The organism is Ancylobacter polymorphus, from assembly GCF_022836935.1.
Lineage (GTDB): Bacteria > Pseudomonadota > Alphaproteobacteria > Rhizobiales > Xanthobacteraceae > Ancylobacter > Ancylobacter polymorphus_A.
On the sequence record NZ_CP083239.1, the window covers coordinates 2,748,168 to 2,769,750 of the forward strand.

Annotated in this window: 22 protein-coding genes and 1 tRNA gene; 7 read left to right on the top strand and 16 right to left on the bottom strand. The window is 68.0% G+C overall.

The genetic code is table 11. From position 1 onward, the window contains the following. The first annotated feature begins 72 nt into the window (after window positions 1-72). The gene (locus tag K9D25_RS12990) at window positions 73-300 is read left to right on the top strand and encodes a helix-turn-helix domain-containing protein (RefSeq protein ID WP_244375782.1); all 228 of its coding nucleotides are present in this window, start codon (window positions 73-75) and stop codon (window positions 298-300) included. A gap of 4 nt (window positions 301-304) precedes the next feature. Here the strand turns inward: K9D25_RS12990 and K9D25_RS12995 are convergent, their stop codons facing one another. The 9 genes from K9D25_RS12995 to K9D25_RS13035 all read right to left on the bottom strand — a co-directional run bounded on the left by K9D25_RS12995 (window position 305) and on the right by K9D25_RS13035 (window position 8,960). Beyond that, on the bottom strand, window positions 305-2,377 hold the full coding sequence (locus tag K9D25_RS12995) for an ATP-dependent helicase (protein ID WP_244375784.1): 2,073 nt from the start codon (window positions 2,375-2,377) through the stop codon (window positions 305-307). 143 nt (window positions 2,378-2,520) lie between these two features. Then, a complete protein-coding gene (locus tag K9D25_RS13000; RefSeq protein WP_244375786.1) occupies window positions 2,521-2,856 on the bottom strand; it encodes a hypothetical protein in 336 nt (111 codons plus the stop codon). Window positions 2,857-3,075: 219 nt separating this feature from the next. Continuing rightward, on the bottom strand, window positions 3,076-3,390 hold the full coding sequence (locus K9D25_RS13005; RefSeq protein WP_244375788.1) for an HdeA/HdeB family chaperone: 315 nt from the start codon (window positions 3,388-3,390) through the stop codon (window positions 3,076-3,078). A 74-nt stretch (window positions 3,391-3,464) separates the two neighbouring features. Further along, the gene (locus K9D25_RS13010) at window positions 3,465-3,770 is read right to left on the bottom strand and encodes a zinc ribbon domain-containing protein YjdM (protein ID WP_244375790.1); all 306 of its coding nucleotides are present in this window, start codon (window positions 3,768-3,770) and stop codon (window positions 3,465-3,467) included. A 101-nt stretch (window positions 3,771-3,871) separates the two neighbouring features. After that, window positions 3,872-5,704 (bottom strand): dihydroxy-acid dehydratase, encoded by a 1,833-nt coding sequence (gene ilvD / locus K9D25_RS13015; RefSeq protein ID WP_244375792.1) that lies wholly within the window; start codon window positions 5,702-5,704, stop codon window positions 3,872-3,874. A gap of 98 nt (window positions 5,705-5,802) precedes the next feature. Then, window positions 5,803-6,111 carry a hypothetical protein gene (locus tag K9D25_RS13020; RefSeq protein WP_244375793.1) on the bottom strand — a complete coding sequence of 103 codons (309 nt, stop codon included), beginning with the start codon at window positions 6,109-6,111 and terminating at the stop codon, window positions 5,803-5,805. A gap of 112 nt (window positions 6,112-6,223) precedes the next feature. Beyond that, window positions 6,224-7,381: an MFS transporter gene (locus K9D25_RS13025; RefSeq protein WP_244375795.1), complete on the bottom strand. Its 1,158-nt coding sequence runs from the start codon at window positions 7,379-7,381 to the stop codon at window positions 6,224-6,226. Beyond that, window positions 7,378-8,628 carry a protease gene (locus K9D25_RS13030; protein WP_244375797.1) on the bottom strand — a complete coding sequence of 417 codons (1,251 nt, stop codon included), beginning with the start codon at window positions 8,626-8,628 and terminating at the stop codon, window positions 7,378-7,380. Before K9D25_RS13030 ends, K9D25_RS13025 begins: the two co-directional genes overlap by 4 nt. A gap of 256 nt (window positions 8,629-8,884) precedes the next feature. Next, window positions 8,885-8,960, bottom strand: a tRNA-Ile gene (locus tag K9D25_RS13035). Between the two features lie 274 nt (window positions 8,961-9,234). Here K9D25_RS13035 and K9D25_RS13040 point away from each other — a divergent pair. Next, window positions 9,235-9,972, top strand: a complete 738-nt coding sequence (locus K9D25_RS13040) for an SIMPL domain-containing protein (protein ID WP_244375799.1) — start codon at window positions 9,235-9,237, stop codon at window positions 9,970-9,972. Here K9D25_RS13040 and K9D25_RS13045 read toward each other — a convergent pair. Then, window positions 9,951-10,922, bottom strand: a complete 972-nt coding sequence (locus K9D25_RS13045) for a diacylglycerol/lipid kinase family protein (RefSeq protein ID WP_244375801.1) — start codon at window positions 10,920-10,922, stop codon at window positions 9,951-9,953. The genes K9D25_RS13040 and K9D25_RS13045 overlap by 22 nt on opposite strands. A 149-nt stretch (window positions 10,923-11,071) precedes the next feature. Beyond that, entirely contained in the window at window positions 11,072-12,307 is a 1,236-nt protein-coding gene (locus tag K9D25_RS13050) for a hypothetical protein (protein ID WP_244375803.1), read from the bottom strand. A gap of 417 nt (window positions 12,308-12,724) precedes the next feature. Between K9D25_RS13050 and K9D25_RS13055 the strand changes: the two genes are divergently transcribed. Then, on the top strand, window positions 12,725-13,090 hold the full coding sequence (locus tag K9D25_RS13055) for a DMT family protein (RefSeq protein ID WP_244375805.1): 366 nt from the start codon (window positions 12,725-12,727) through the stop codon (window positions 13,088-13,090). Window positions 13,091-13,093: 3 nt separating this feature from the next. Here the strand turns inward: K9D25_RS13055 and K9D25_RS13060 are convergent, their stop codons facing one another. The 3 genes from K9D25_RS13060 to K9D25_RS13070 form a co-directional block, all read right to left on the bottom strand. Beyond that, window positions 13,094-14,287, bottom strand: a complete 1,194-nt coding sequence (locus K9D25_RS13060) for a PQQ-dependent sugar dehydrogenase (RefSeq protein ID WP_432207877.1) — start codon at window positions 14,285-14,287, stop codon at window positions 13,094-13,096. A gap of 142 nt (window positions 14,288-14,429) precedes the next feature. Further along, window positions 14,430-14,771 carry a hypothetical protein gene (locus tag K9D25_RS13065; protein WP_244375807.1) on the bottom strand — a complete coding sequence of 114 codons (342 nt, stop codon included), beginning with the start codon at window positions 14,769-14,771 and terminating at the stop codon, window positions 14,430-14,432. Window positions 14,772-14,900: 129 nt separating this feature from the next. After that, window positions 14,901-15,554: a glutathione S-transferase family protein gene (locus K9D25_RS13070; protein ID WP_244375809.1), complete on the bottom strand. Its 654-nt coding sequence runs from the start codon at window positions 15,552-15,554 to the stop codon at window positions 14,901-14,903. Between the two features lie 143 nt (window positions 15,555-15,697). Here K9D25_RS13070 and K9D25_RS13075 point away from each other — a divergent pair, with 143 nt between their 5' ends. The 4 genes from K9D25_RS13075 to K9D25_RS13090 all read left to right on the top strand — a co-directional run bounded on the left by K9D25_RS13075 (window position 15,698) and on the right by K9D25_RS13090 (window position 19,544). Next, complete coding sequence (locus tag K9D25_RS13075) at window positions 15,698-16,900, top strand: pyridoxal phosphate-dependent aminotransferase (RefSeq protein ID WP_244375811.1); 1,203 nt, start codon at window positions 15,698-15,700, stop codon at window positions 16,898-16,900. Between the two features lie 108 nt (window positions 16,901-17,008). Further along, window positions 17,009-17,500: a DUF992 domain-containing protein gene (locus tag K9D25_RS13080; protein WP_244375813.1), complete on the top strand. Its 492-nt coding sequence runs from the start codon at window positions 17,009-17,011 to the stop codon at window positions 17,498-17,500. A 185-nt stretch (window positions 17,501-17,685) separates the two neighbouring features. Further along, complete coding sequence (msrP, locus tag K9D25_RS13085) at window positions 17,686-18,684, top strand: protein-methionine-sulfoxide reductase catalytic subunit MsrP (RefSeq protein WP_244375815.1); 999 nt, start codon at window positions 17,686-17,688, stop codon at window positions 18,682-18,684. 344 nt (window positions 18,685-19,028) lie between these two features. Next, on the top strand, window positions 19,029-19,544 hold the full coding sequence (locus tag K9D25_RS13090; protein ID WP_244375817.1) for a DUF2380 domain-containing protein: 516 nt from the start codon (window positions 19,029-19,031) through the stop codon (window positions 19,542-19,544). Window positions 19,545-19,562: 18 nt separating this feature from the next. On the opposite strand, the gene K9D25_RS13095 is transcribed toward K9D25_RS13090, so the two are convergent. Both K9D25_RS13095 and trxB read right to left on the bottom strand, forming a co-directional pair. Then, the gene (locus tag K9D25_RS13095) at window positions 19,563-20,462 is read right to left on the bottom strand and encodes a LysR family transcriptional regulator (RefSeq protein WP_162841762.1); all 900 of its coding nucleotides are present in this window, start codon (window positions 20,460-20,462) and stop codon (window positions 19,563-19,565) included. Window positions 20,463-20,509: 47 nt separating this feature from the next. Further along, on the bottom strand, window positions 20,510-21,490 hold the full coding sequence (trxB, locus tag K9D25_RS13100) for a thioredoxin-disulfide reductase (RefSeq protein WP_244375819.1): 981 nt from the start codon (window positions 21,488-21,490) through the stop codon (window positions 20,510-20,512). Between the last annotated feature and the right edge of the window lie 93 nt (window positions 21,491-21,583).

Here is a 21,583-nt window from a genome sequence, read left to right on the forward strand (position 1 = left end):
GGTTAATCCTCGAGTCTTGCGATATGTCGCCCATTATGGTTGATTTGGTCGTCGTTACGCAAGGCAGAAGCGATGGATTTGGCGCCCGAACAATGCCGCGCCGCACGCGGGCTTCTCGACTGGACGCAGGAACATCTGGCCGAGCGCGCGGGCGTCTCGCGCAGCACGGTGCGCGATTTCGAGCGCCACCGCCATGTGCTCCACCGCGCGACGGAGGCGCTGCTCATCACCACGCTCGAACAGGCCGGAATTATGCTGTTGCCGCCCGGCGAGCACGGGCCGGGCGTGCGGATACGCTGACCCCCTATTTCCACATTGCCCGCATCCGCGCCCCGATGTCGATGGGGGCCTGCGGCGTGGCCCGCGTGCCCACCGCTTCCGCCGTCGCCGGCGGCCAGCTGGCCATGGCGAAGCGGGAGAGGATGGTGGGCGGGATGAAGCGGGTGCGGGCGGCGTAGACATGCCGGTCGCCGCGCGCGGACTGTCCATGGGTGAAGAAGCGCTGCGGCAGCATCAGGTGCAGGCTGTCCTTCGCCCGCGTCATCGCGACATAGAGCAGGCGCCGCTCCTCCTCGATCTCCTCGCGCGTGCCGGTGCCGAGGTCGCTCGGGATGCAGCCATCCACCGCGTTGAGCACGAAAACGGATTTCCATTCCTGCCCCTTGGCGGAGTGGATGGTGGAGAGGATGAGGTAATCCTCGTCGCGGTGCGGCGGCCCGGCTTCGGCGCTGGTGGCGTCCGGCGGGTCGAGCGTCAGTTCGGTGAGGAAGCGGGCGCGGGAGGGATAGCTCGCCGCGATCTGCGCGAGTTGGACGAGATCGGCCTGCCGGCTGCCGGCATCCTCGTGCAGGCGCTCCAGCAGTGGCTCGTACCAGGCGCGCACGAGGTCAAGCTCGCCCGGCCAGCCCGCGCTGTTCGCCTTCAATTCGCGTGTCATGGCGAGGAAGCCCGGCCATTCCTGCTCCGCCCGGGCCGGTGGGCTCACCGCTTCCAGCGCCGGCAACAGCGTGCCGGCGGCGTCGACCGCGTCAAGAATGCGCCCCGCCGTGGCCGGGCCGAGGCCGGAGAGCAGCCGCAGCACGCGGAAGCCGGCGACGCGGTCGCGCGGGTTCTCGACGAAGCGCAGCACGCCGAGCACATCCTTCACATGGGCGGAATCGAGGAATTTCAGCCCGCCGAACTTGACGAAGGGGATGTTGCGGCGGGTCAGTTCCACTTCCAGCGGCCCGCTGTGATGGGCGGCGCGGAACAGCACGGCCTGCTGCTTCAGCGCCATACCGTCCTCGCGGTTCTCCAGCACGCGGGTGGCGATGAAATTGGCCTGCTCGATCTCGTCGCGCACGCTCACCAGCACCGGCCGTTCGGCAGACGCGCGCTCGGACCAGAGATTCTTGGCGTAGCGCTCGCTGGCGAAGTCGATCACCGCATTGGCGGCGGCGAGGATGGGCTGGGTGGAGCGGTAATTCTGCTCCAGCATCACCGTGTCGGCGCGCGGCGTGAAATGGCCGGGGAAGTCAAGGATGTTACGCACCGTGGCGGCGCGGAAGGAATAGATCGACTGGGCGTCGTCGCCGACCACGGTGAGGCCACGCCCGTCGGGCTTCAGCCCGAGCAGGATGGTGGACTGGAGCCGGTTGGTGTCCTGATATTCGTCCACCAGCACATGGTCGAAGCGGCTGGCCACGCGGGCCGCCAGCGTCGGCTCGCTCATCATCTGGGCCCAGTAGAGCAGCAAATCGTCGTAATCGAGCACGTTCTGGCGCTGCTTGGCTTCGACATAGGCGGCGAAGAGCGTCTTCAGTTCGCCGTTCCAGCCCGCGCACCAGGGAAACGCGCGGCCGATCACCTCTTCCAGCTTCTGCTCGGCATTCACCGCGCGCGAATAGATGGCGAGCAGCGTGCCCTTGGTGGGGAACCGCTTCTCGGTCTTGGAGAACCCCAGTTCGTGGCGGAGGAGATTGATGAGGTCGGCGCTGTCCTCGCGGTCATGGATGGTGAAGGCGGGGTCGAGGCCGATGTCGAGCGCGTGGTCGCGCAGCAGACGGGAGCCGATGCCGTGGAAGGTGCCGGCCCAGTTCAGCCCCTCGGTCAGCACCCGCGCTTCCGGTCCCAGCACCTTGGCAGCGATGCGCTCCACCCGCCGCGCCATCTCCGCCGCCGCCCGGCGCGAGAAGGTAAGCAGCAGGATGCGGCGCGGATCGGCGCGGTTGACGATGAGATGGGCGACGCGATGGGCCAGCGTGTCAGTCTTGCCGGAACCGGCACCGGCGATCACCAGCAGCGGACCGGCAAGTGTGTCGCCGGGCCCCTTTATTCCATGCTCGACCGCCCGCCGCTGCTGCGGATTGAGCGTGTCGAGATAGGCAGCGGGCTGCATGGACGGACGAATCTCCGGCGCGGATCAGCGAACCAGAGAGCACGTTTCGCGTTTTGTTCGCAACTCGGTGGGGTAATCCTGCGCGCATGAGAAAAGGCCGCCCCGGGGAGTGGGCGGCCTTTCCCATGTCACGACAGCGCGGGTCAGCAGGGGGTCTGCGTGCTTGAGCAGTCGCGGTTCGACTTGGTGTCGCTCGGCTGGTCGGTGGTGGCGCCGACATTGTCGGTGCTGCTGGTGCCGGTGGTCGTATTACGACCTTCCGGGGCGTTCATGTCCGAACCCGAGGTCGCGTTGGACGGAGCGCCGATGCGGCTTTCGGTGCTGTTGGTGCCGGCATCGTTGCCCGTGCCCGCGCCGGAATCCGACGCACCCGCGCTCGACGAAGAGCCGCCCGTCCCGCTGGACTGGGCGAGGGCGGGGCCGCTAAGGGCGAGCATGGCGGCGAGAACGGCAGCGGAAGCTGTCTTGGCGTTGATCATCGGCTGTATCCTCCTGTTGAGTGAAGGAATAATCCCGACGATCTCCCAGAGTTCCGCGACATTAACTTGTGTGGCTGCGTAATTCGCTACCGCTTTTCAGGCAAATGTTCGTATGGCGTCGGCAGTGCAGGTTCATTTTACCGTCCGATCCGATAATAATACCGGATCGGACACTGCATGGCTCGGCCGCTCACGAAGGCGTGACCGGGGCGCCAGCACTCACTCGCCGAATAGTTGGTCGGCGGCGGTGATCAGCCCGATGGTCGGGTTGGCCGCGCAATACTCGCCGAGCTTGCCAGCGTTTTCGATGAACTTGTCAGTGTCGATGACCGGCGGCGCGTCGACATCCTTGTAATAGGCGTCGAGCCAGGCCAACGTCAGCATGATCTCGGTCTTGTCGCTTTCCAGGAACTGGCCGCAGGTGGTGGTGGAGAGGTCGATCTTCTCCGCCAGTGCGGCGTGCGGCAGGCCCGTAAGCACGGGTGCGGCAAGGGAGAGGGCGAGAACGAGCTTTCTCAGGACGGGCTTTCGCATGGAGAACCTGCGCAGTGGAGGGCACGGCAGACGCTACCATGCCACCGTGCCGCGCGCCACGCCGTCCGCCGTGCTCAGCCGCGCTTGCGCACGAATTCCGTGCGCAGCACCAGCCCCTTGATGGCCTCGTGCCGGCAGTCGATTTCCTCGGGGTTGTCGGTGAGGCGAATGGTCTTGATGACCGTGCCCTGTTTCAGCGTCTGGCCGGCGCCCTTCACCTTAAGGTCCTTGATCAGCACGACGGAATCCCCGTCGGCGAGCAGGTTGCCGGAGGCGTCGCGCACTTCAAGGGCGGCCGCGGCGGCGGCCTTCACCTCGGAGGCCGGGCGCCATTCGCCGGTGGCTTCGTCATAGACATAGGAATCGTCGTCATCGGCCATGTCGGCCTCCCTGCGGGATCGTGAAGGGGGATGCAAAAAGGCGGAGCCTGCGGCCCCGCCTCCGTTTCGTCTGTCGGCCTTGTCGCCGCGCGAGTGGCCGCTCAGGGCACCTGACGCACGGCGCCCTTGGCGGCGCTGGTGGCGAGCGCGGCATAGGCACGGAGCGCAGTGGTGACGTTGCGCTTGCGCGGCGCCGCCGGCACCCAGCCCTTGGCCTGCTGCTCCTCGCGGCGGGCGGCGAGTTCGGAATCGTCCACGGCGAGGTGGATGCGGCGGTTGGGAATGTCGATTTCGATCACGTCGCCCTCGCGCACCAGCCCGACCGTGCCGCCTTCCGCCGCTTCCGGCGAGACATGGCCGATGGACAGACCCGAGGAACCACCGGAGAAGCGGCCATCGGTGACGAGCGCGCAGGCCTTGCCGAGGCCCTTCGACTTCAGATAGCTCGTGGGATAGAGCATTTCCTGCATGCCCGGCCCGCCGCGCGGCCCCTCATAGCGGATGAGCACGATCTGGCCCGGCTTCACCCGGTTGCCGAGAATGGCGGAGACCGCGTCGTCCTGGCTTTCGAACACGGTGGCGGTGCCGGTGAATTTGAGGATGCTCTCGTCCACCCCTGCCGTCTTCACGATGCAGCCATCCTCGGCGAGATTGCCGAACAGCACGGCGAGGCCGCCATCCTTGGAATAGGCATGCGCGGCGTCGCGGATGACGCCGGCTTCGCGGTCGAGGTCGAGATCGTCCCAGCGGCGGGACTGGCTGAACGCCACCTGCGTCGGCACTCCGCCCGGCGCGGCGCGGTAGAAATTCTGCACCTGCTCGCTCTTGCTGCGCACCACATCCCAGCGCTCCAGCGCGTCGCCCAGCGTGGGGGCGTGGACGGTCGGCAGATCGGTGTGGAGGAGGCCGGCGCGGTCGAGTTCGCCGAGAATGGCCATGATGCCGCCGGCGCGGTGCACGTCTTCCATATGAATATTGGCGACGGCGGGGGCCACCTTGCACAGCACCGGCACGCGGCGCGACAGCCGGTCGATATCGGCCATGGTGAAGGGCACCTCGCCCTCATGCGCGGCGGCGAGCAGGTGCAGCACCGTGTTGGTGGAGCCGCCCATGGAGATGTCGAGCGTCATGGCGTTCTCGAACGCCTTGAACGAGGCGACCGCGCGCGGCAGCACGCTCTCGTCTTCCTGCTCGTAATAGCGGCGGGCGAGATCGACGATGAGATGGCCGGCCTCGACGAACAGCCGCTCGCGATCGGCATGGGTGGCGAGCACCGAGCCATTGCCCGGCAAAGCGAGTCCGAGGGCTTCGGTGAGGCAGTTCATGGAATTGGCGGTGAACATGCCGGAGCAGGAGCCGCAGGTCGGGCAGGCCGAGCGCTCCATCACCGTCACATCCGCGTCGCTCACCCGGTCGTCGGCGGCGGCGACCATGGCGTCGATCAGGTCCACCTTCTTCTCGCCGGTGGAGAGCAGCACCTTGCCCGCCTCCATCGGCCCGCCGGAAACGAAGACGGCCGGGATGTTGAGCCGCAGCGCCGCCATCAGCATGCCGGGCGTGATCTTGTCGCAATTGGAAATGCAGACCATGGCATCGGCGCAATGGGCGTTGACCATGTACTCCACGCTGTCGGCGATGATCTCGCGCGAGGGCAGCGAATAGAGCATGCCGTCATGGCCCATGGCGATGCCGTCATCCACCGCGATGGTGTTGAATTCCTTGGCGACGCCGCCCGCTTTCTCGATCTCCCGCGCCACCAGCTGGCCGAGGTCCTTGAGATGGACATGGCCGGGCACGAACTGGGTGAAGGAGTTGACGACGGCGATGATCGGCTTGCCGAAATCGCCGTCTTTCATGCCCGTGGCGCGCCAGAGGCCGCGGGCTCCGGCCATGTTGCGGCCATGGGTGGACGTGCGCGAGCGATAGGCGGGCATGGAATTCCTCCAAACTCTTTGCCGCGCTTATGCCCCCCGTGCGCGTATCGCGCAACCGTCTCGCCGTTGTGGCGCGAAGCTCGTGCGGGAGATGGGGCTCACCGCCAGCGGAAGCGGCGCTCGCGGCATTCCTGGCCGACGAGGCATTGCGGGTTGTCGCGCGTGGGAATCCAGGCGGGCTTGGAGCGCTGCGACTGGCAATAGCCGGCATCGGTGACGTAGCGGTCGAACAGACCCGGCCCAGTGCTGATGACCACCGCCCTTTGGCGCGCGACCAGAGCCTGCGCCTGGGCGCAGCTCATGGTGAGCGAGTTCGGCATCGCCTGGGCAGAGGCGGGAAGCGGGAGGAACAGGCTGGCGGCGATGGTGGATGCCGAAAGGGCGGGGATGGTGAAAGCAGGGGTCATGATCGGGCCTCGGCGGCGCGCTCTCCGTCGGCGGGGCGCTTCGCCCTCGGAAATGACGCTGCGGCGTCGGCGGTCAAGGCATGGCCGAGCCACAAGGGCGTGAGGGCCGCTCTCAACTACCGCCCCGGCCCTTGAGTGTCACGAACAGGGTGAAGGCGCCGCAGATGGCGGCGGTGAAGAAGGCGAGGCCGTGCAGCGTGGCGTTCATCGCAAAGCCGGCCAGCAGCGGCCCGAGCAGCGCGCCGAGCCCCCACATCAGCCCCATGGCGGCATAGATGCCGACCAGTTCCGACCCCTTGAACCGGCTGCCGACCAGAGTGAGCATGATGGTGTAGATGCCGACAAAGGCGCCGCCCCACAGGAACAGCAGCGTATAGGTGGCGATCTCGTTCTGCAGGGCGAACGGCCAGGCCAGCGCGCCCAGCATGGAGGCGGCGGCGAGGGCGATCACCAGCTTCACCCGGTCCATCTTGTCGCCGAGCCAGCCGATGGGCAGCTGCAGCAGGATGGCGCCGATCATCATGCACGACATCAGCCGTGTGGCCCCGCTCTCCTCCCAGCCGAGATTGACGGCATAGATGGCGAGGAAGGACAGGCCGGCGGTCTCGATCGCCGCGTTCAGCATCACGGCGGAAATGGCGACCGGCGCCAGGCGGATGAAGCGCAGCGGGCTGCCGGTGGCGGGTTCGTCGAACACCGGCGCCTGCACCTTCGGCGAGGCGATGAAACCCGCGGCCACCAGCGAAATGCCGGCGCCGACGAGATAGGGCAGGGCGCCGCCGGAGCCGACCACGGAGAGGATCAGCGGCCCGAGGGCGAAGCCGACCGAGAGCGCGGCGGTATAGGCCGCCATGGCGCGGGCGCGGGTGGATTCGGTGCTCAGGCTGTTGGTCCAGGTTTCCGACAGCACGAACAGGATCTCCGACGCCATGCCGAGGACGAGGCGCAGCGGAAACCACAGCCAGATCAGCGGGATCGCCGGGAAGGCGCTCAGCACCAGCGCCGCCACCACCAGCGCGATGATGACCAGCCGGCGTATGCCGAAAAACGCGACGATGCGCGGCAGGATCATCGCGGTGATGAGCACGCCGACCGCGTGCATGGCCGCGTTGGCGCCGATCAGGCTCTCGCTCAGGCCGCGCGCGGTCAGGTCGAGCGCGATCAGCGCCGCGCTCAGGCTGTAGGTGAGCCCGAACATCATGGCGGTCATGATGACGGCGCCGCGCGAGAGCAGGCTGGCGGGGTGTTCGGCGGAGACCGGCGTCGTCATGCGGGGCGAACCTCGTTGCCATCTATCGGGCCGTGCCGGCCCCGCTTGAGAAAGCCGAGCAGGCGCGTGCTCCAGGCGACATCACTCTGTTCGACGATCCGCGCCAGGGTGCGGGCATAGTCCAGCACCAGCCCCGGCGTCCAGGTCGCCGAATGGGCGCGGGTGCGGATCATCGCCGCCACCCAGATATCGGGATTGGACAGCAGGCGGAGGAGGCGCAGCCAGGGGAAGCGGCTCGCCAGCGACCCTTCGAGCGCGGCGTCGAGCGCCTGCGCCACCACCACGGAACAGTTGCGGTTGGTGAGGTTATACGTGTCGTCCTGCTTGTAGCCGGCCCAGAACACGCGCAGCCGGCGCGGGCTGTAGTTGCGGAATTCGACATTCTGGTCCGCCGGGCACCACCAGTCCGACTCATAGGCGTAGGAGGGCTGGAAGCGGCCCTTGAGGTCGTTCTCGCCGGTGGCGCGCAGCGAGGCGATGAAGTCGCTGCTGGAGCGCTCCACCTCCATGGCCGGGTAATGGCTGATATAGAGGTCCGGCGGCATTTCCAGCGCCGCGTGGCCGGTGGAGATCACGCCGTGCCCATCGACGGCGGCGACGTAGCGGTCCACCAGCAGCCGCCGCTCCGGCGCATAGGCGGAGCCGACCGGCGTCCACACATGCACGATCATCGGCTGATCCGGCGCCGGCTCGTCGCCCGTGTCGATCATGACAGGGGCGTTGTCGTACCAGCCGCGCCCGCCGAAGATCGGCAAAGCGAGAATGGCCGCCTCGCTTTCCAGCGTGCGGAACATGAAGCCGATGCGCAGCAGCAGCCAGCCGGACAGCGCCAGCAGCAGGGCGATGCAGAAGGGGATGTTGCGGTTATGCGGCAGCGGCCATTCGGTGATGATGAGACCGGCCACGGCGATTTCCAGCGCGCCGATGAGCGCCATCGTCCGCCAGCCGGCGAAACGCACCACCAGCCCGGTGGCGATCCGCCCGATTCCGTCGAGCGCAAAAGCGAGGCCGAACAGCAGGGCGAGCGCCCATTCTGTCGAGACCGGCGGCTGGATGATCAGCACCCCCAGCAGCATCAGCGCGGCGGCCTTCAGGAAGAGCAGCGAGCGCGCCGCCCCGCGCATCCGCCCCAGCAGGACGAGCAGCGCCGCCAGCCCGTTGACGATGAAGATGAGGCCGAGAGCCTCGCGTGTGACGAAGGTGACGCCATCCGACGCGTCGATGGCCAGCAGCGTGGCAAGCGTCACGAAGACCCCGCCGAGAATCGCGATGACATACCACCGGGCCCGGAACGAGGGCGCACCGATGAGAAGAAAGCACAGTTTGAGCATGGACGAGGATGTAGACCCAACGCGAAGGCCGGCACAGTGCCATTTTGCCGCCGGCATTGGAAGCGGCGGGTGGGGGAGGCGAGGCGTTTGAGCGAAGAGCGGCGCGCTTTGGTGTTTCGTTGGGGGGCGCCGACCGGATCTTTGCGCAGACCCGCTAACCTATTGAATGATTTGGTGGGCCCGGCAGGACTCGAACCTGCAACCAGACCGTTATGAGCGGTCGGCTCTAACCATTGAGCTACAGGCCCGGCCGGCGGCGCGCGGTGGCGCGGCGGGCGGGGGAAACTAGCAAAGCGTGGCGTCGGCGCCAACCGCCTTGCGCCGGCCGTCCACCCCGACATCTGACGTGAGGGGTGCCGTGCCCGGCGCGTGGCAGGGGCCCGCCGGGGAAGGCGTCGCCCGCCGCCGCATTCCCGCCGCCTTCGCGGGGTGCTCTGGCGTGCCGCATCGTCAGTCTGCCGGCATGGGGGCGGGCGGGCGCTTAAATCCGCCGCCCCGGCCGGTTTCAGGAAAGAAAACGACATGAAGCTCCTCCGCGCCACCGCCTGCGCCGCCGTTCTCGGCACCGCCGCGCTGTTCGCCAGCCTGTCGCCGCTCGCCGCGCAGGATCTCGCGCCCAATGCCCGGCGGGCGACGCTCGCGGTGTCAGGCGAAGGCACGGCCAGCGCCGTTCCCGACCGAGCGACGCTCACCTCCGGCGTGGTGAGCGAGGGCAAGACCGCGCGCGAGGCGCTCGACGCCAATTCCGCCGCCGTGGCGACGATGATCGCCGCGATCAAGGCCGCCGGTGTCGAGGGGCGCGATGTCTCGACCTCCGGTTTCTCGGTGCAGCCGCAATACGCGCCGCAGAAGAAGGACGGCGATCCGCTGCGCATCGCCTCCTATCAGGTGACCAATTCCGTCACGGTGCGGCTGCGTGACCTCGCCAAGCTCGGCGATCTGCTCGACCAGCTGGTGACCAATGGCGCCAACCAGATCAACGGTATCGCCTTCGACCTCGCCGAGCCCGGCAAGCTGGAGGATGCGGCCCGCGCCGAGGCGGTGAAGGATGCCCGCCACCAGGCCGAGATCATCGCCGGCGCCGCCGGGGTGCGGCTGGTGCGCGTGGTGTCGATCAACAGCGAGGCCGGCCCGCAGCCCATGCCGCGCATGATGATGATGGCGGCGCGGGCGGAGAAGATGGATTCGGTGCCGGTGGAAGCCGGCGAGACGCAGGTGCGCGCCGGCGTCACGGTGGTCTATGAGATCGAGCCACTCTGAAGCGCCTCGGCTCGTGTCGTGGCCGCTTCAGTGGCCCCGACGACGGCGCTCTCGCCATCGGCAGGCGGCGGGATGAGGACTTTCAGCCCGCGCGGCACGATCCGGTAGGTGAGCGGCATGTCCTCCCGCCCGAGTTCGCCGTCGGTGGACACCCACACGCGGGCGCGGTTGGCGCGGCGCAGCACGATTTCCCGGCCGGTCAGGCTGATGATGCCGGGATTGTCGCGCCAATTGTCGGTGACCATGTCGGCGCCGGCCTTCAGCAGGGCGAGCCCGCCGCGATCTTCCGCCACATGCAGTTCGAGCACGCCTTCGTCCAGCCGGCCGCGCCGCCAGCCCGGCCCGGTGAAGCGGTTGATCGAGGCGAGCGCGGCGAAGGCCTGGAAGTGATGGTCGGTGCCGTCCACCGTCACATCGAGATCGAAACGGCCGCTGCGGCGCAAGGCGAAGACGGCGGCGATGGCGACGGCGAAAAAGCGCCAGAGCTTCCAACGCCGGGCGGTTTCGCGGGCGCGGGCCATCTGGCTGAAGAAGCCCATGCCGGAAATGGTGTGGAAGCGGCGCCCGTTCAGCGTCGCCAGGTCGATCTCGCCCACCCGCGCGTTGCTGAGCGCCGCTAAGGCCGCATCGAGGTCGCGCGGCATGCCGAGATCGGTGGCGAGGAGGTTGAGCGTGCCGAGCGGCAGGATGCCCAGCGTCTTGCCGGAACCTTCGAGGCTCTGCACCGCCAGGCTGACGCTGCCATCGCCACCGCCGACGATGACGGTGTCATGCTCGCCGCTGCCGGAGGCGCGGATGGCCTTCACCAGTTCCTTGCCGCGCAGCAGGCGGACCTCGACGGTGCGACCCCCGCCATCGAGCGCATCGGCGATGTGGCGCCGAACCTCCTCCGCGTCGCGGTCCAGCAGCGTGCCGGCATTGGCGTTGAGAAGGACGAGAAGCTGGGCCATGGGGGAAACCGGATTGGAGGAGCCACGGAATACTCCTCTGCAATCGCGGCGGCGCGAAGACGTTCCCTATGGAAAGGCGACGGCGGTCGAGACGGGCCTGTGAAAGGCGAAGGCCGCCCCGGATTCCGGGACGGCCCTCGGTTCATCGATCAGCCGCCGATAAGGTCGCGGCACAGGGCGACGATGCCGGCGTCATAGGCGCGCGGCTCGGAGAGGACGCCCGTGCAGCGCGTCTTCTTCGCGGCCATGTCGGAACGGTTGGCATTGCCTCCCGTCGCCGCGCCGCCGCCCCCGGCGGAGGGGCCGCCGGGCGTGCCCGGGCCGCCGGGACCGCCCGGACCACCCGGACCACCCGGCCCACCGGGACCGCCCGGACCACCGGGGCCACCGCCGCCGATGCCGATATCGACACCCACCGCCGAGGTGGTCTCGCCGCCGACATCGACATCCGCATTGGCGCGCACGCCGCGCGGGCCGCCGAGCGTGGTGCGGCTTGCCACATCCACCGCCTGCCGGCCGCCGAGGGTGGCGCGGTTGGTGCTGTTCAGCCCGCGCGGCCCCAGCGCGTTCAGCCCGACATTGGCGTCGGCGAGGCCCCGCGAGGCGGGCCGACGGTCACCAAGCGTCGCGTCGGCATTGGCGTTGACCCCGCGTGGGCCGAGCGCGCCGACGCGCGCATCGACGCCGAGCGGACGCTGGCGCGACGTGCCGACCGCAACATCGGCATTGACGCCGCGCCGGCCCAGAACATTCGCGTTCACATCCGCGATGTTGCCGCTGGTGCTGCGGCCGAAGCCGAGCGGGCGCTGGCCGCGCTTGAGCAGTTCGATCTGCAGGCCGACCACATTGGCCGCGACCGGCGCGCGCCCGGTGACCGAGGTGGTCGCGTCGCCCCTTGAGGGCTGCGGTCCCACCGCGCCGACGCCGCTCACCGCCCCGCCAAGGCCCGTGCCAAGCCCGCTCACCGCGCCACCGAGGTCGCTCGTGGCGCCGGAGACGCCGCTGCCGATGCCCGACACGGCCCGACCGGCACCGCTCACCGCCCCGCCGACCGCGCCGCCCAAGCCGGTTCCGCCGCTGCTGGCGCTGGCGGCATCGCCGGCCCGGCTGACGCCGTCACCCACGCCCGAAAGCGCGCCACCGGCCGCCCGGCCGACACCCGAGACGGCGCCGCCGACGGACCGGCCGACGCCGGACGCCGCGCGTCCGACCGAGCCGCCGAGCCCGCCGCTGCGGCCGCTCGCGCTTTTGCCGCCGCTGTCGCTCTTGCCACCGGCCGAGGAGCCGCCATCACGGCCGCCGCCCAGCCCGCCCAGGCGGGCATCGGCCGGGGCGCTCGCCATCACCAGGCAGGCCGCGAGCACGCCGGTGCTGAGCAGGGCCAATCCATGTCTTGCCGTCTCGTTTCGCTTCATAACGCTCTCCCTGTTTCAGAAGGTGGCGTCATGGCGTTGAGCCCGGCGCCGCTAGAAAAAGGCGGCGTTTCGGGCGAAAGTTGCAGAGATGTGGGCACGTGAACGGCTGGAATCTGGCATTCCACAGCCCACGTCACCGACCACGGTAATTTGACGCCTTTGGCCGGTTTCGGAGTAATGCTGAAGCAATTACGTATCACTTACTTGTGAATGCCGAGAAAGACACCATCACACGGCCTCCGGCGCCGTCGGATCGTGCGCGACCGTCCGGCCGCAGCCGCTCGTGCCGCAACGCGCCCAACGGTCGCGTCTCAGCCAAGTGGCGGGGCACCATTGACGGCGGCGGGCAGGCGGTGATGCTCGGCGCATCGCAACCGGATTCCCCCCATGCCGTTCTTCTCGTCGCTGCTGCCGCCCACGCTGACGCCGATCGTGCTGCTGTTCGCCTCGAACATCTTCATGACCTTCGCCTGGTACGGCCACCTCAAGCACAAATCCTCGCCGCTGCTCATCGCCATTCTGGCGAGCTGGGGCATAGCCTTCTTCGAATATTGCCTTGCGGTGCCGGCCAACCGCTATGGCTCCGCCGTCTATTCGACGGTGGAACTCAAGACCATGCAGGAGGTGATCACGCTGGTGGTGTTCGCCGGCTTCTCCGTGCTGTGGCTGAAGGAGCCGTTCCACTGGAACCACCTGATCGGCTTCGCGCTGATCGCGCTGGGCGCGTTCTTCATCTTCCAGAAATGGTCGTGAGGCTCAGTCGGCGGGGGCGACGCGCAGCAGGCGGCCATTCGAGGGATCGTCGGTCAGCAGCCACAGCGCGCCGTCCGGTCCCTGGCGCACATCGCGGATGCGGGCGTTGAGGTCGGTGAGCAGCACCTCCTCCTCGGTGACGCTGCCGCGCGCGGTGTCGAGCCGCAGCCGCACCAGCCGTGTGCCGGCAAGGCCGCCGGCGAACAGGTCGCCTTTCCATTTGGGCATCAACGTGCCGGTGTAGAAGGTGAGGCCGGAGGGGGCGAAGGACGGGTCCCAATATTTCACCGGCTGTTCCATCCCGGCCTTCTCCGTGCCCTCGCCAAGGGCGGCGCCCGAGTAGTCGCGGCCATAGGAGATGACCGGCCAGCCATAATTCTTGCCGGCTTCGGGATGGTTCAGCTCGTCGCCGCCGCGCGCACCGTGCTCGATGGTCCACAGCCGGCCGGTGGCGGGGTCGAGCGCCGCGCCCTGCACATTGCGGTGTCCAATGCTCCAGATTTCCGGCCGGGCACCGTTCTTCTGGCGGAACGGGTTGTCGGTCGGCACGTCGCCATTGGCCGCGATGCGGATGATCTTGCCGATATGGTTGGAGAGGTTCTGCGCCTGCTCGCGCTGGGAGTAGCGGTCGCCGAGGGTGACGAACAGCGTCCCGTCGCGGGCGAAGACGAGCCGCGCGCCGTAGTGGTTGCTGCCACCGGCGGCCGGAGACTGGCGGAAGATGACCTCGACATTCTCCAGCCGCGCATCGCCGTTCTCTTCCATCAGCCGGCCGCGCGCCACCGAGGTGCCGGAGGCGCCTTCGCGCGGCTCGGCATAGGCGAGATAGACGAGCCGGCTGCGGTCGAAATCCGGGGCCAGCGCGACATCGAGCAGACCGCCCTGGCCACGCGCGAACACCGGCGGCACGCCGGCGACCGGGTTGGAGACGGTGCCGCTCGGGCTGACGAGGCGCAGCGTGCCGGGACGCTCGGTCACCAGCATGCGGCCATCGGGAAGGAAGGCGAGACCCCAGGGGCTGCGCAGGCCGGCGGCGACGGTCTCGACGCTTAGCGGCCCGATGGAAGAGGGGGCCTCGATCGGCGCACTTTCCGGCTGCTGTGCCTGCGCGGCGGTGGCGAGAATGAGTGCCGCCAGCAGGCCGGCGAAGGTAGTGCGACGCGACGAGAGGCGCCAGGAGAGGGAAGGATGAGGCACGGCGCGCTCCGGGGTTCGGTTGCGAGCCGTATGGTTAGAGCACACGGCCCGGCAGGCCAATCGCCTGTCGCGCACGATGACGTTAGGAAAGGTGAGCGGGGCGCAGACGCGGGCCGCGCCCCGCCGCGACCGCCCGAAGCGTTCAGTTACGGCGGCGTTCCTGCGGGCTCGCCTCGCCGGCCGCCTGCAGCGTGCTGCGCAGCATGAAGGTGGTGAGGCCGGAGAGGCCGACAAAGGCGGCCAGCAGCACCGCGCCGATGGCGAGGCGCTCATCCGAGGCGGTGCCCTGCACCAGCTCGAAGGCCGAGGCGCGCTGCAGGCCGAACAGGCACAGCACGGCGACGATGGCCACGGTCAGCGACAGGACGACACCGGCTTCCAGCGCGGCGCGGCGCAGCCGGCGGACCGCCGTGTAGCGCTTGGTCGCCACCATGCCGGTGTGCGGCAGGGCGGCGGGGAACTGGTTCGACATCGGATCGGTCATGGCGAACTCCCTTCAATCGGTCCGGGCGGGTGCCCTTGGCTGAAGGTAAGTTCGTGCGGGAAGGCGGCCGGGCGGGGACGCCGGTTTGGGCGACCCGGTGCCATTTCGGGGCGATTTCAGGGCAAGGGGTTAAGCCCCGTTAACCTGTTCATTAACCGGCTGAAGAATCGGTGCCGGGCGCCAGTCGATCGCCACATGGCCGGGCTGCGATTCGACCCGCTTCAGCCATTCCCGTACCGCCGGAAAGGGGCGCAGGTCGAAGTCGCCCTCATGCGCCAGATGGGTATGGGCGTAGAGGGCAATGTCGGCGACGCTGAGCGTGCCGTCGATGAAGAAGGGCCGGCGGGCGAGGTGGCGTTCCATCACGCCGAGGGCGGCATAACCCTCTTCCAGCCAGCGGTCGATGTCATGGGTGCGCAGCTCGCGCCCGCCGCGCACCAGCTTCAGCCAGAAACGCGCATGGCCGATGGAGGAATCGACGCTGTGCTGCTCGAAGAACATCCAGCGCAGCGCCTCCGCCCGCCCCAGAGGGTCGTTCGGCAGAAGCGGCGTGCCATCGGCGAGATAGAACAGGATGGCGTTCGATTCCGGCAGATAGCGCCCGCCCGGCAGTTCCAGCAGCGGCACCCGGCCTTCCGGATTCTTCATCAGGAAATCCGGCGTCCGGTTCTCCCCGCGCAGCAGATCGACATCGATGAGGTCGAAGGGCAGGCCGAGCCGGGCCAGCAGCAGCCGCACCTTGTAGGAGTTGCCGGAACTTTGCATGGCATGGAGCTTCAGCATGCAGGAATTCCTGGCAGAGGGGGCTGACGAAGGGCCGCGTCAGGAAAACGCAGCGCGGGTGCCGCCCGCAGGTAGGGAATCGCTTGCCGGGGCGCAAGGGCTCGACTAGTTGTCGCGCGCAAAACCCTCAAGGGAGACCGGCCATGAGCCTGATATCCGCCGCCCTGAAGCGCATCAATCCCTCCCAGACCATCGCCATTTCCAACAAGGCGCGGGAGCTGAAAGCGGCCGGACGTGACGTGATCGCGCTCGCGGCCGGCGAGCCCGATTTCGAGACGCCCGACAACATCAAGGAAGCCGCGATCAAGGCGATCCGCGATGGCCAGACCCGCTACACCGCGGTGGACGGCATTCCCGAGCTGAAGGCGGCCATCGTCGCCAAGTTCAAGCGCGAGAATGGCCTCACCTACAAGCCGAGCCAGGTCACGGTCGGCACCGGCGGCAAGCAGGTGCTGTTCAACGCGCTCGTCGCCACCGTCGACGCGGGCGATGAAGTGATCATCCCGGCGCCGTATTGGGTCAGCTATCCCGATATCGTCCAGTTCTGCGGCGGCACGCCGGTGCCGGTCGAGACCAAGCTCGAAGACAATTTCAAGCTGAAGCCCGAGGCGCTGGAAGCGGCGATCACCCCGAAGACCAAGTGGCTGATCTTCAACTCACCGTCCAACCCGACCGGCTCGGCCTATTCGCGCGAGGAAATGAAGGCGCTCACCGATGTGCTGGTGAAGCATCCGCATGTGTGGATCCTCACCGACGACATGTATGAGCACCTCGTCTATGACGACTTCGAATTCGTCACCCCGGCGCAGGTCGAGCCCGCGCTCTATGACCGCACGCTGACCATGAACGGCGTCTCCAAGGCCTATTGCATGACCGGCTGGCGTATCGGCTACGCCGCCGGGCCGGAGGCGCTGATCAAGGCCATCGGCACGCTGCAGTCGCAGTCGACTTCCAACCCCAACTCCATCGCCCAGTGGGCGGCGGTCGAGGCGTTGAACGGGCCGCAGGACTTCATCGCCGCCAACAACAAGGTGTTCAAGGAGCGCCGCGACCTCGTGGTCTCCATGCTCAACCAGGCGTCGGGCCTCACCTGCCCGAAGCCGGAAGGCGCGTTCTACGTCTATCCCTCCTGCGCCGGGCTGATCGGCAAGTCGACGCCGGCCGGCAAGGTCATTGACACGGACGAAGCCTTCGCCTCGGAACTGCTGGAAGCCGAGGGCGTCGCGGTGGTGCATGGCTCGGCCTTCGGCCTCGGCCCGGCCTTCCGCATCTCCTACGCCACCTCGACCAAGGATCTGGAAGAGGCCTGCCTGCGAATCCAGCGCTTCTGTGGTTCGCTCCGCTGAGGTAGAAGGGTATTGACCGGCCGGGCGGCGCGCCCCGGCCGGCAAGCGCCATAGGGCGGGGGCGCCGGTTCCCGAGAGCCGGCAGCGCGTCATCGTCAGGAGATCTGAATGTTCCGTACTGTTCTGTCGCGCGGCCTGCTCGCCACCGCGCTCGTCGCCGGTGCCGCTACCCTCGTCGCCGCGCCGGCTTCGGCCCAGACCAAGCGCGTCGAGGCTGGCTCGCTGGCCTGCACGGGTTCCAAGTCGGTGAGCTTCATCATCGGCTCCAAGCGGACGCTGGAGTGCACCTTCACCACCGTGCGCGGCAAGAAGTTCGCCTATGAGGGCTCGATCCACCGCTGGGGCCTCGATCTCGGCATCACCGGCCGCAACATCCTGCTGTGGACTGTGCTCGCGCCGTCCAAGGGCGTGCGCTCGTCCGATCTCGACGGCACCTATGTCGGCGTCTCCGGCAGCGTGGCGCTCGGCGTGGGCGTGGCCGGCAACGTGCTGGTCGGCGGTTCCAACAAGACCATCGCCCTGCAGCCGATCAGCGTCGAAGGCCAGACCGGCGTGAACGTCGCGCTCGGCGTGGGCGACCTGCACCTCGTCTCCAAGTGAGTCTGGGCTCCAAGTGAGCTTCGTCTCCAAGTGAGCCATGCGGCGCTCTGGCGCCTTCGTAAGACAGAAAAGCCCGGCGGCACCCCGCCGGGCTTTTTTCATATCCGCACGAGAAGTTGACGCGGCAGGTGAAATAAAGGGCGGGCTTCCGGCGTACTCTCCGCAGCATCCAAGAGGAGCCCGCCATGCACATACGCCGTCGTCGGTCCTGGGAACTGCCGGAGAGCGCGGTCACGCCGGAAGCCACCTATCTCTCGCGCCGAAACCTTCTTGGCGCCGGGGTGGGGCTGCTCGGTGTCGCCGGCCTGTCCGCCGCGCTCGCGCCTTTCGCGGACGCCGCCCCGGCCCCGGGCGATCCTGCCAACGACCCCACGCGCGACCTGTACCCCGCGAAGAAGAACACCGCCTTCACCGCCGGTGACCGGCCGATCACCCCGGAGGAGATTTCCGGCAATTACAATAATTTCTACGAGTTCGGCTCGGAGCGCTCCGCCTACCAGATCGCCGACGTGGCCGCGCGCATGCCCCGCCGGCCGTGGACGGTGAAGATCGACGGGCTGGTGGAACAGCCGCGCGAGGTCGGGATCGACGATCTGATCCGCGCCATGGCGCTGGAAGAGCGCATCTATCGCCACCGCTGCGTCGAGGCCTGGTCGATGACCGTGCCGTGGACCGGCTTCCCTGTGAAGGACCTCGTCGCCTACGCCAAGCCGCTCTCCGGCGCCAAATATGTGCGCTTCGAGACCTTCATGAACCCGGAAGTGGCGCTCGGCCAGCGCCGCTTCATCTACCCCTGGCCCTATATTGACGGGCTGACCATGGCCGAGGCGAATAACAATCTCGCCTTCCTCGTCACCGGCATCTACGGCAAGCCGGCGCCGAACCAGTATGGCGCGCCGCTGCGGCTCGCCTTGCCGTGGAAGTACGGCTTCAAATCGGTGAAGTCGATCGTGCGCATCTCCTTCGTCGCGGAGCGGCCGGTGGGGCTGTGGGAGCAGGTGCAGGGCCGCGAATATGGCTTCTGGGCCAATGTGAACCCGGAGGTGCCGCACCCGCGCTGGAGCCAGGCCTCCGAGCGCGACATCGGCACCGGCGAGCGCCGGCCGACACTGCTCTATAACGGCTATGCCGAGCAGGTCGCGGGTCTCTACAAGGGAATGTCGGGCGAGAAGCTGTTCATGTGAGGCGCTGCGGCGCGCCACCGTCTGAAAGAAAAATGGCCGGGTCCCAAAAGGGCCCGGCCAAAGTTTTCGCTGCCGAAGCAGCGAACCTTCCAGAGGGGAACAGCCGAAACGCAAGGCGCCTCGGCGTCTGGTGTTCATATGCTCACATCTCGGGCATTCTGCAATAATGTATGCCTGCATGGCAGGCATGCGTAATTGCATCGGGCGTTTCTTGATGCTGTCACTGCCTGCGAATTGGGCGGGCCCATTACCTCCGTGAGTCGTTTCGCCTGTCTCAAAAGGGCGGCGCCGCGTATCTTTCCGTCCCATCCGCCGCAGAGCGGGATGTTTCAGGGAGGAGTGCCATGCCGGTTTCCCGTCGTGCCCCGCGTCTGTGGATCGCCGTTTTGTCGCTCGCGGTCGTGTCGCTCGCCGCGCCCAATTCCGGCGCCGCGGCGCCGGAATTGGTGGCCGTGGCCGATATCGGCTTCACCGATTCGTCCGGCGAGCCCGCCGACCAGCGCGCCGCGCATGAGACGCGGCGAATCGCGCTGACGCAGGAGGTGCGCGGCGGCATCGGGCAGGACGGCAAGCTGCGGAGCCTGCCGCTCGGCTGCGACGGGGCCTGCCGTCTCGATGCGGAAGGGGTGGAGGCGCTGCGCCAACGGGCGAGGGCGGAAGGCGCGCGCCTTCTGCTGGTGGGCAGCGTGCACAAGATGAGCACGCTGGTGCTGTCGATGCGGGTGGCGGTGCTCGACGCTGCGACCGGCAAGCTGCTGTTCGAGCGGCTGCTCAGCTTTCGCGGCGACAATGACGCGGGCTGGCAGCATGCCGGCGACTATGTCGCCCGCGAGGTGGCGCAGGCCCTGCCGCCGGCGTGAGGTCGGCAAGGAGCGCGCTCAGAAGCTCCAGCGCTGCGCCTTGGCGACCAGGAAATCGCGGAACACCTGGATGCGCGCCACCGAGCGCATTTCCTGCGGATAGACGAAATAGGCTTCCAGCGTCGGCGTGGTCCGTTCGGGGAAGAGCTGCACCAGCGTGGCGGAATCCTCCAGGAGATAATCCGGCACGATGCCGATGCCGACGCCGCGTTCCACCGCCCGCTTGAGGCCGAGCACATTGTTGACCGAGAGCGAGGGCACGCGGCCTTCCTGGTCGTCTTCCAGCCCGGCCCGTTCCAGCCAGTTCAGCCCCTGGAAATAGGAGGGGATCGGCCCGCCGAGCAGGATGATGCGGTGCTTGTCCTTGTCGAGCTCGTCGAGCGAGCGCGGATGGCCGTTGCGCTTGAGATATTCCGCCGAGGCGAAGGCGTGGAAATGCACGGTGAACAGCTTGCGCTGAATCAGGTCCGGCTGCACCGGCTGGCGCAGGCGAATGGCCACGTCCGCCTCGCGCATGGCGAGGTCGAGCTCGTCATCGGTGAGGATGAGGGTGATGCGGATGTCGGGATAGAGTTCGAGAAACTCGCCGATGCGGGCGGTCAGCCAATGGGTGCCGAGGCCCATGGTGGTGGTGACGCGCAATTCGCCATTCGGCTTCTCGCGCGAATCCGTCAGCTTGGCCCGTGCCGCTTCCAGCTTCATGAACACTTCATGCGCGGTGCGGTAGAGCAGGTCGCCCTGTTCGGTCAGGATCAGCCCGCGCGCATGGCGGTGGAACAGCGGGATGTTGAGTTCCTGCTCCAGCGCCGAGACCTGCCGGCTCACCGCCGATTGCGACAGGCCGAGCGCTTCACCCGCATGGGTGAACGAACCCGCCTCAGCCGCGACGTGGAACACTTTCAGCTTGTCCCAGTCCATGTCACGCGCGCGATTGGCCTTGTTGTCCATCCGACGGGTGCCCTCGTTCATTCGGCGGCTTGGGCGAGCGGCTCGCGGGCGGCGAGGAAGCGCTCGGCCTCCAGCGCCGCCATGCAGCCCATGCCGGCGGCGGTGACCGCCTGGCGGAAGATGTCGTCGGCGACATCGCCTGCGGCGAACACGCCTTCCACCGAGGTCTGGGTGGAATGCGGGGCCGTCCAGACATAGCCGCTGGGCTTCAGCGTCAGCTGGCCCTGTACCAGATCGGTCGCCGGCGCATGGCCGATGGCGATGAACACGCCGTCGGCCCGCCGCTCGGACAGCGCGCCGGTGACGACATCCTTCAGCACCACGCCGGTGACGTGCGGCGGTTCCTGCTCGCCCTTCACCTCATGCAGGGCGGCGTTCCACACCACTTCCACCTTGGGATGGGCGAAGAGGCGCTCCTGCAGGATCTTCTCCGCGCGGAAGCTGTCGCGCCGGTGCACCACCGTGACCTTGGAGGCGAAATTGGTGAGGAACAGCGCTTCTTCGACCGCGGTGTTGCCGCCGCCGATCACCATCACTTCCTTGCCGCGATAGAAGAAGCCGTCGCAGGTGGCGCAGGCGGAAACGCCGTGGCCGCGATAGGCCTGCTCGGAATCGAGGTCGAGCCAGCGCGCCTGCGCGCCGGTGGCGAGGATAACGGTCTCGGCGATCCACACCGTGCCGGAATCGGTTTCGGCCCGGAACGGGCGGGAGGAGAGGTCGAGCCGCGTCACCAGATCGTTGACGATGCGCGTGCCCATCTTCTCGGCCTGCGCCTGCATCTGCTCCATCAGCCACGGGCCCTGGATCGGACCGGCGAAGCCGGGATAGTTCTCCACATCGGTGGTGATAGTGAGCTGCCCGCCGGGCTGGATGCCCTGGATCAGCACCGGCTCCAGCATCGCGCGCGCGGCATAGACGGCGGCGGTATAGCCCGCCGGGCCCGATCCGATGATCAGGACCTTGACGTGGTTGGCCGGACGGGCGGAAGAGGCCGACATGGCAGGCTCACTAAAGTTGCGGCAGGGGGGAAAGCGCGGCGTGGAACGCGGCCGACACATGAGCACCGTGCACGGGCCGCTGCGTTAGCCATG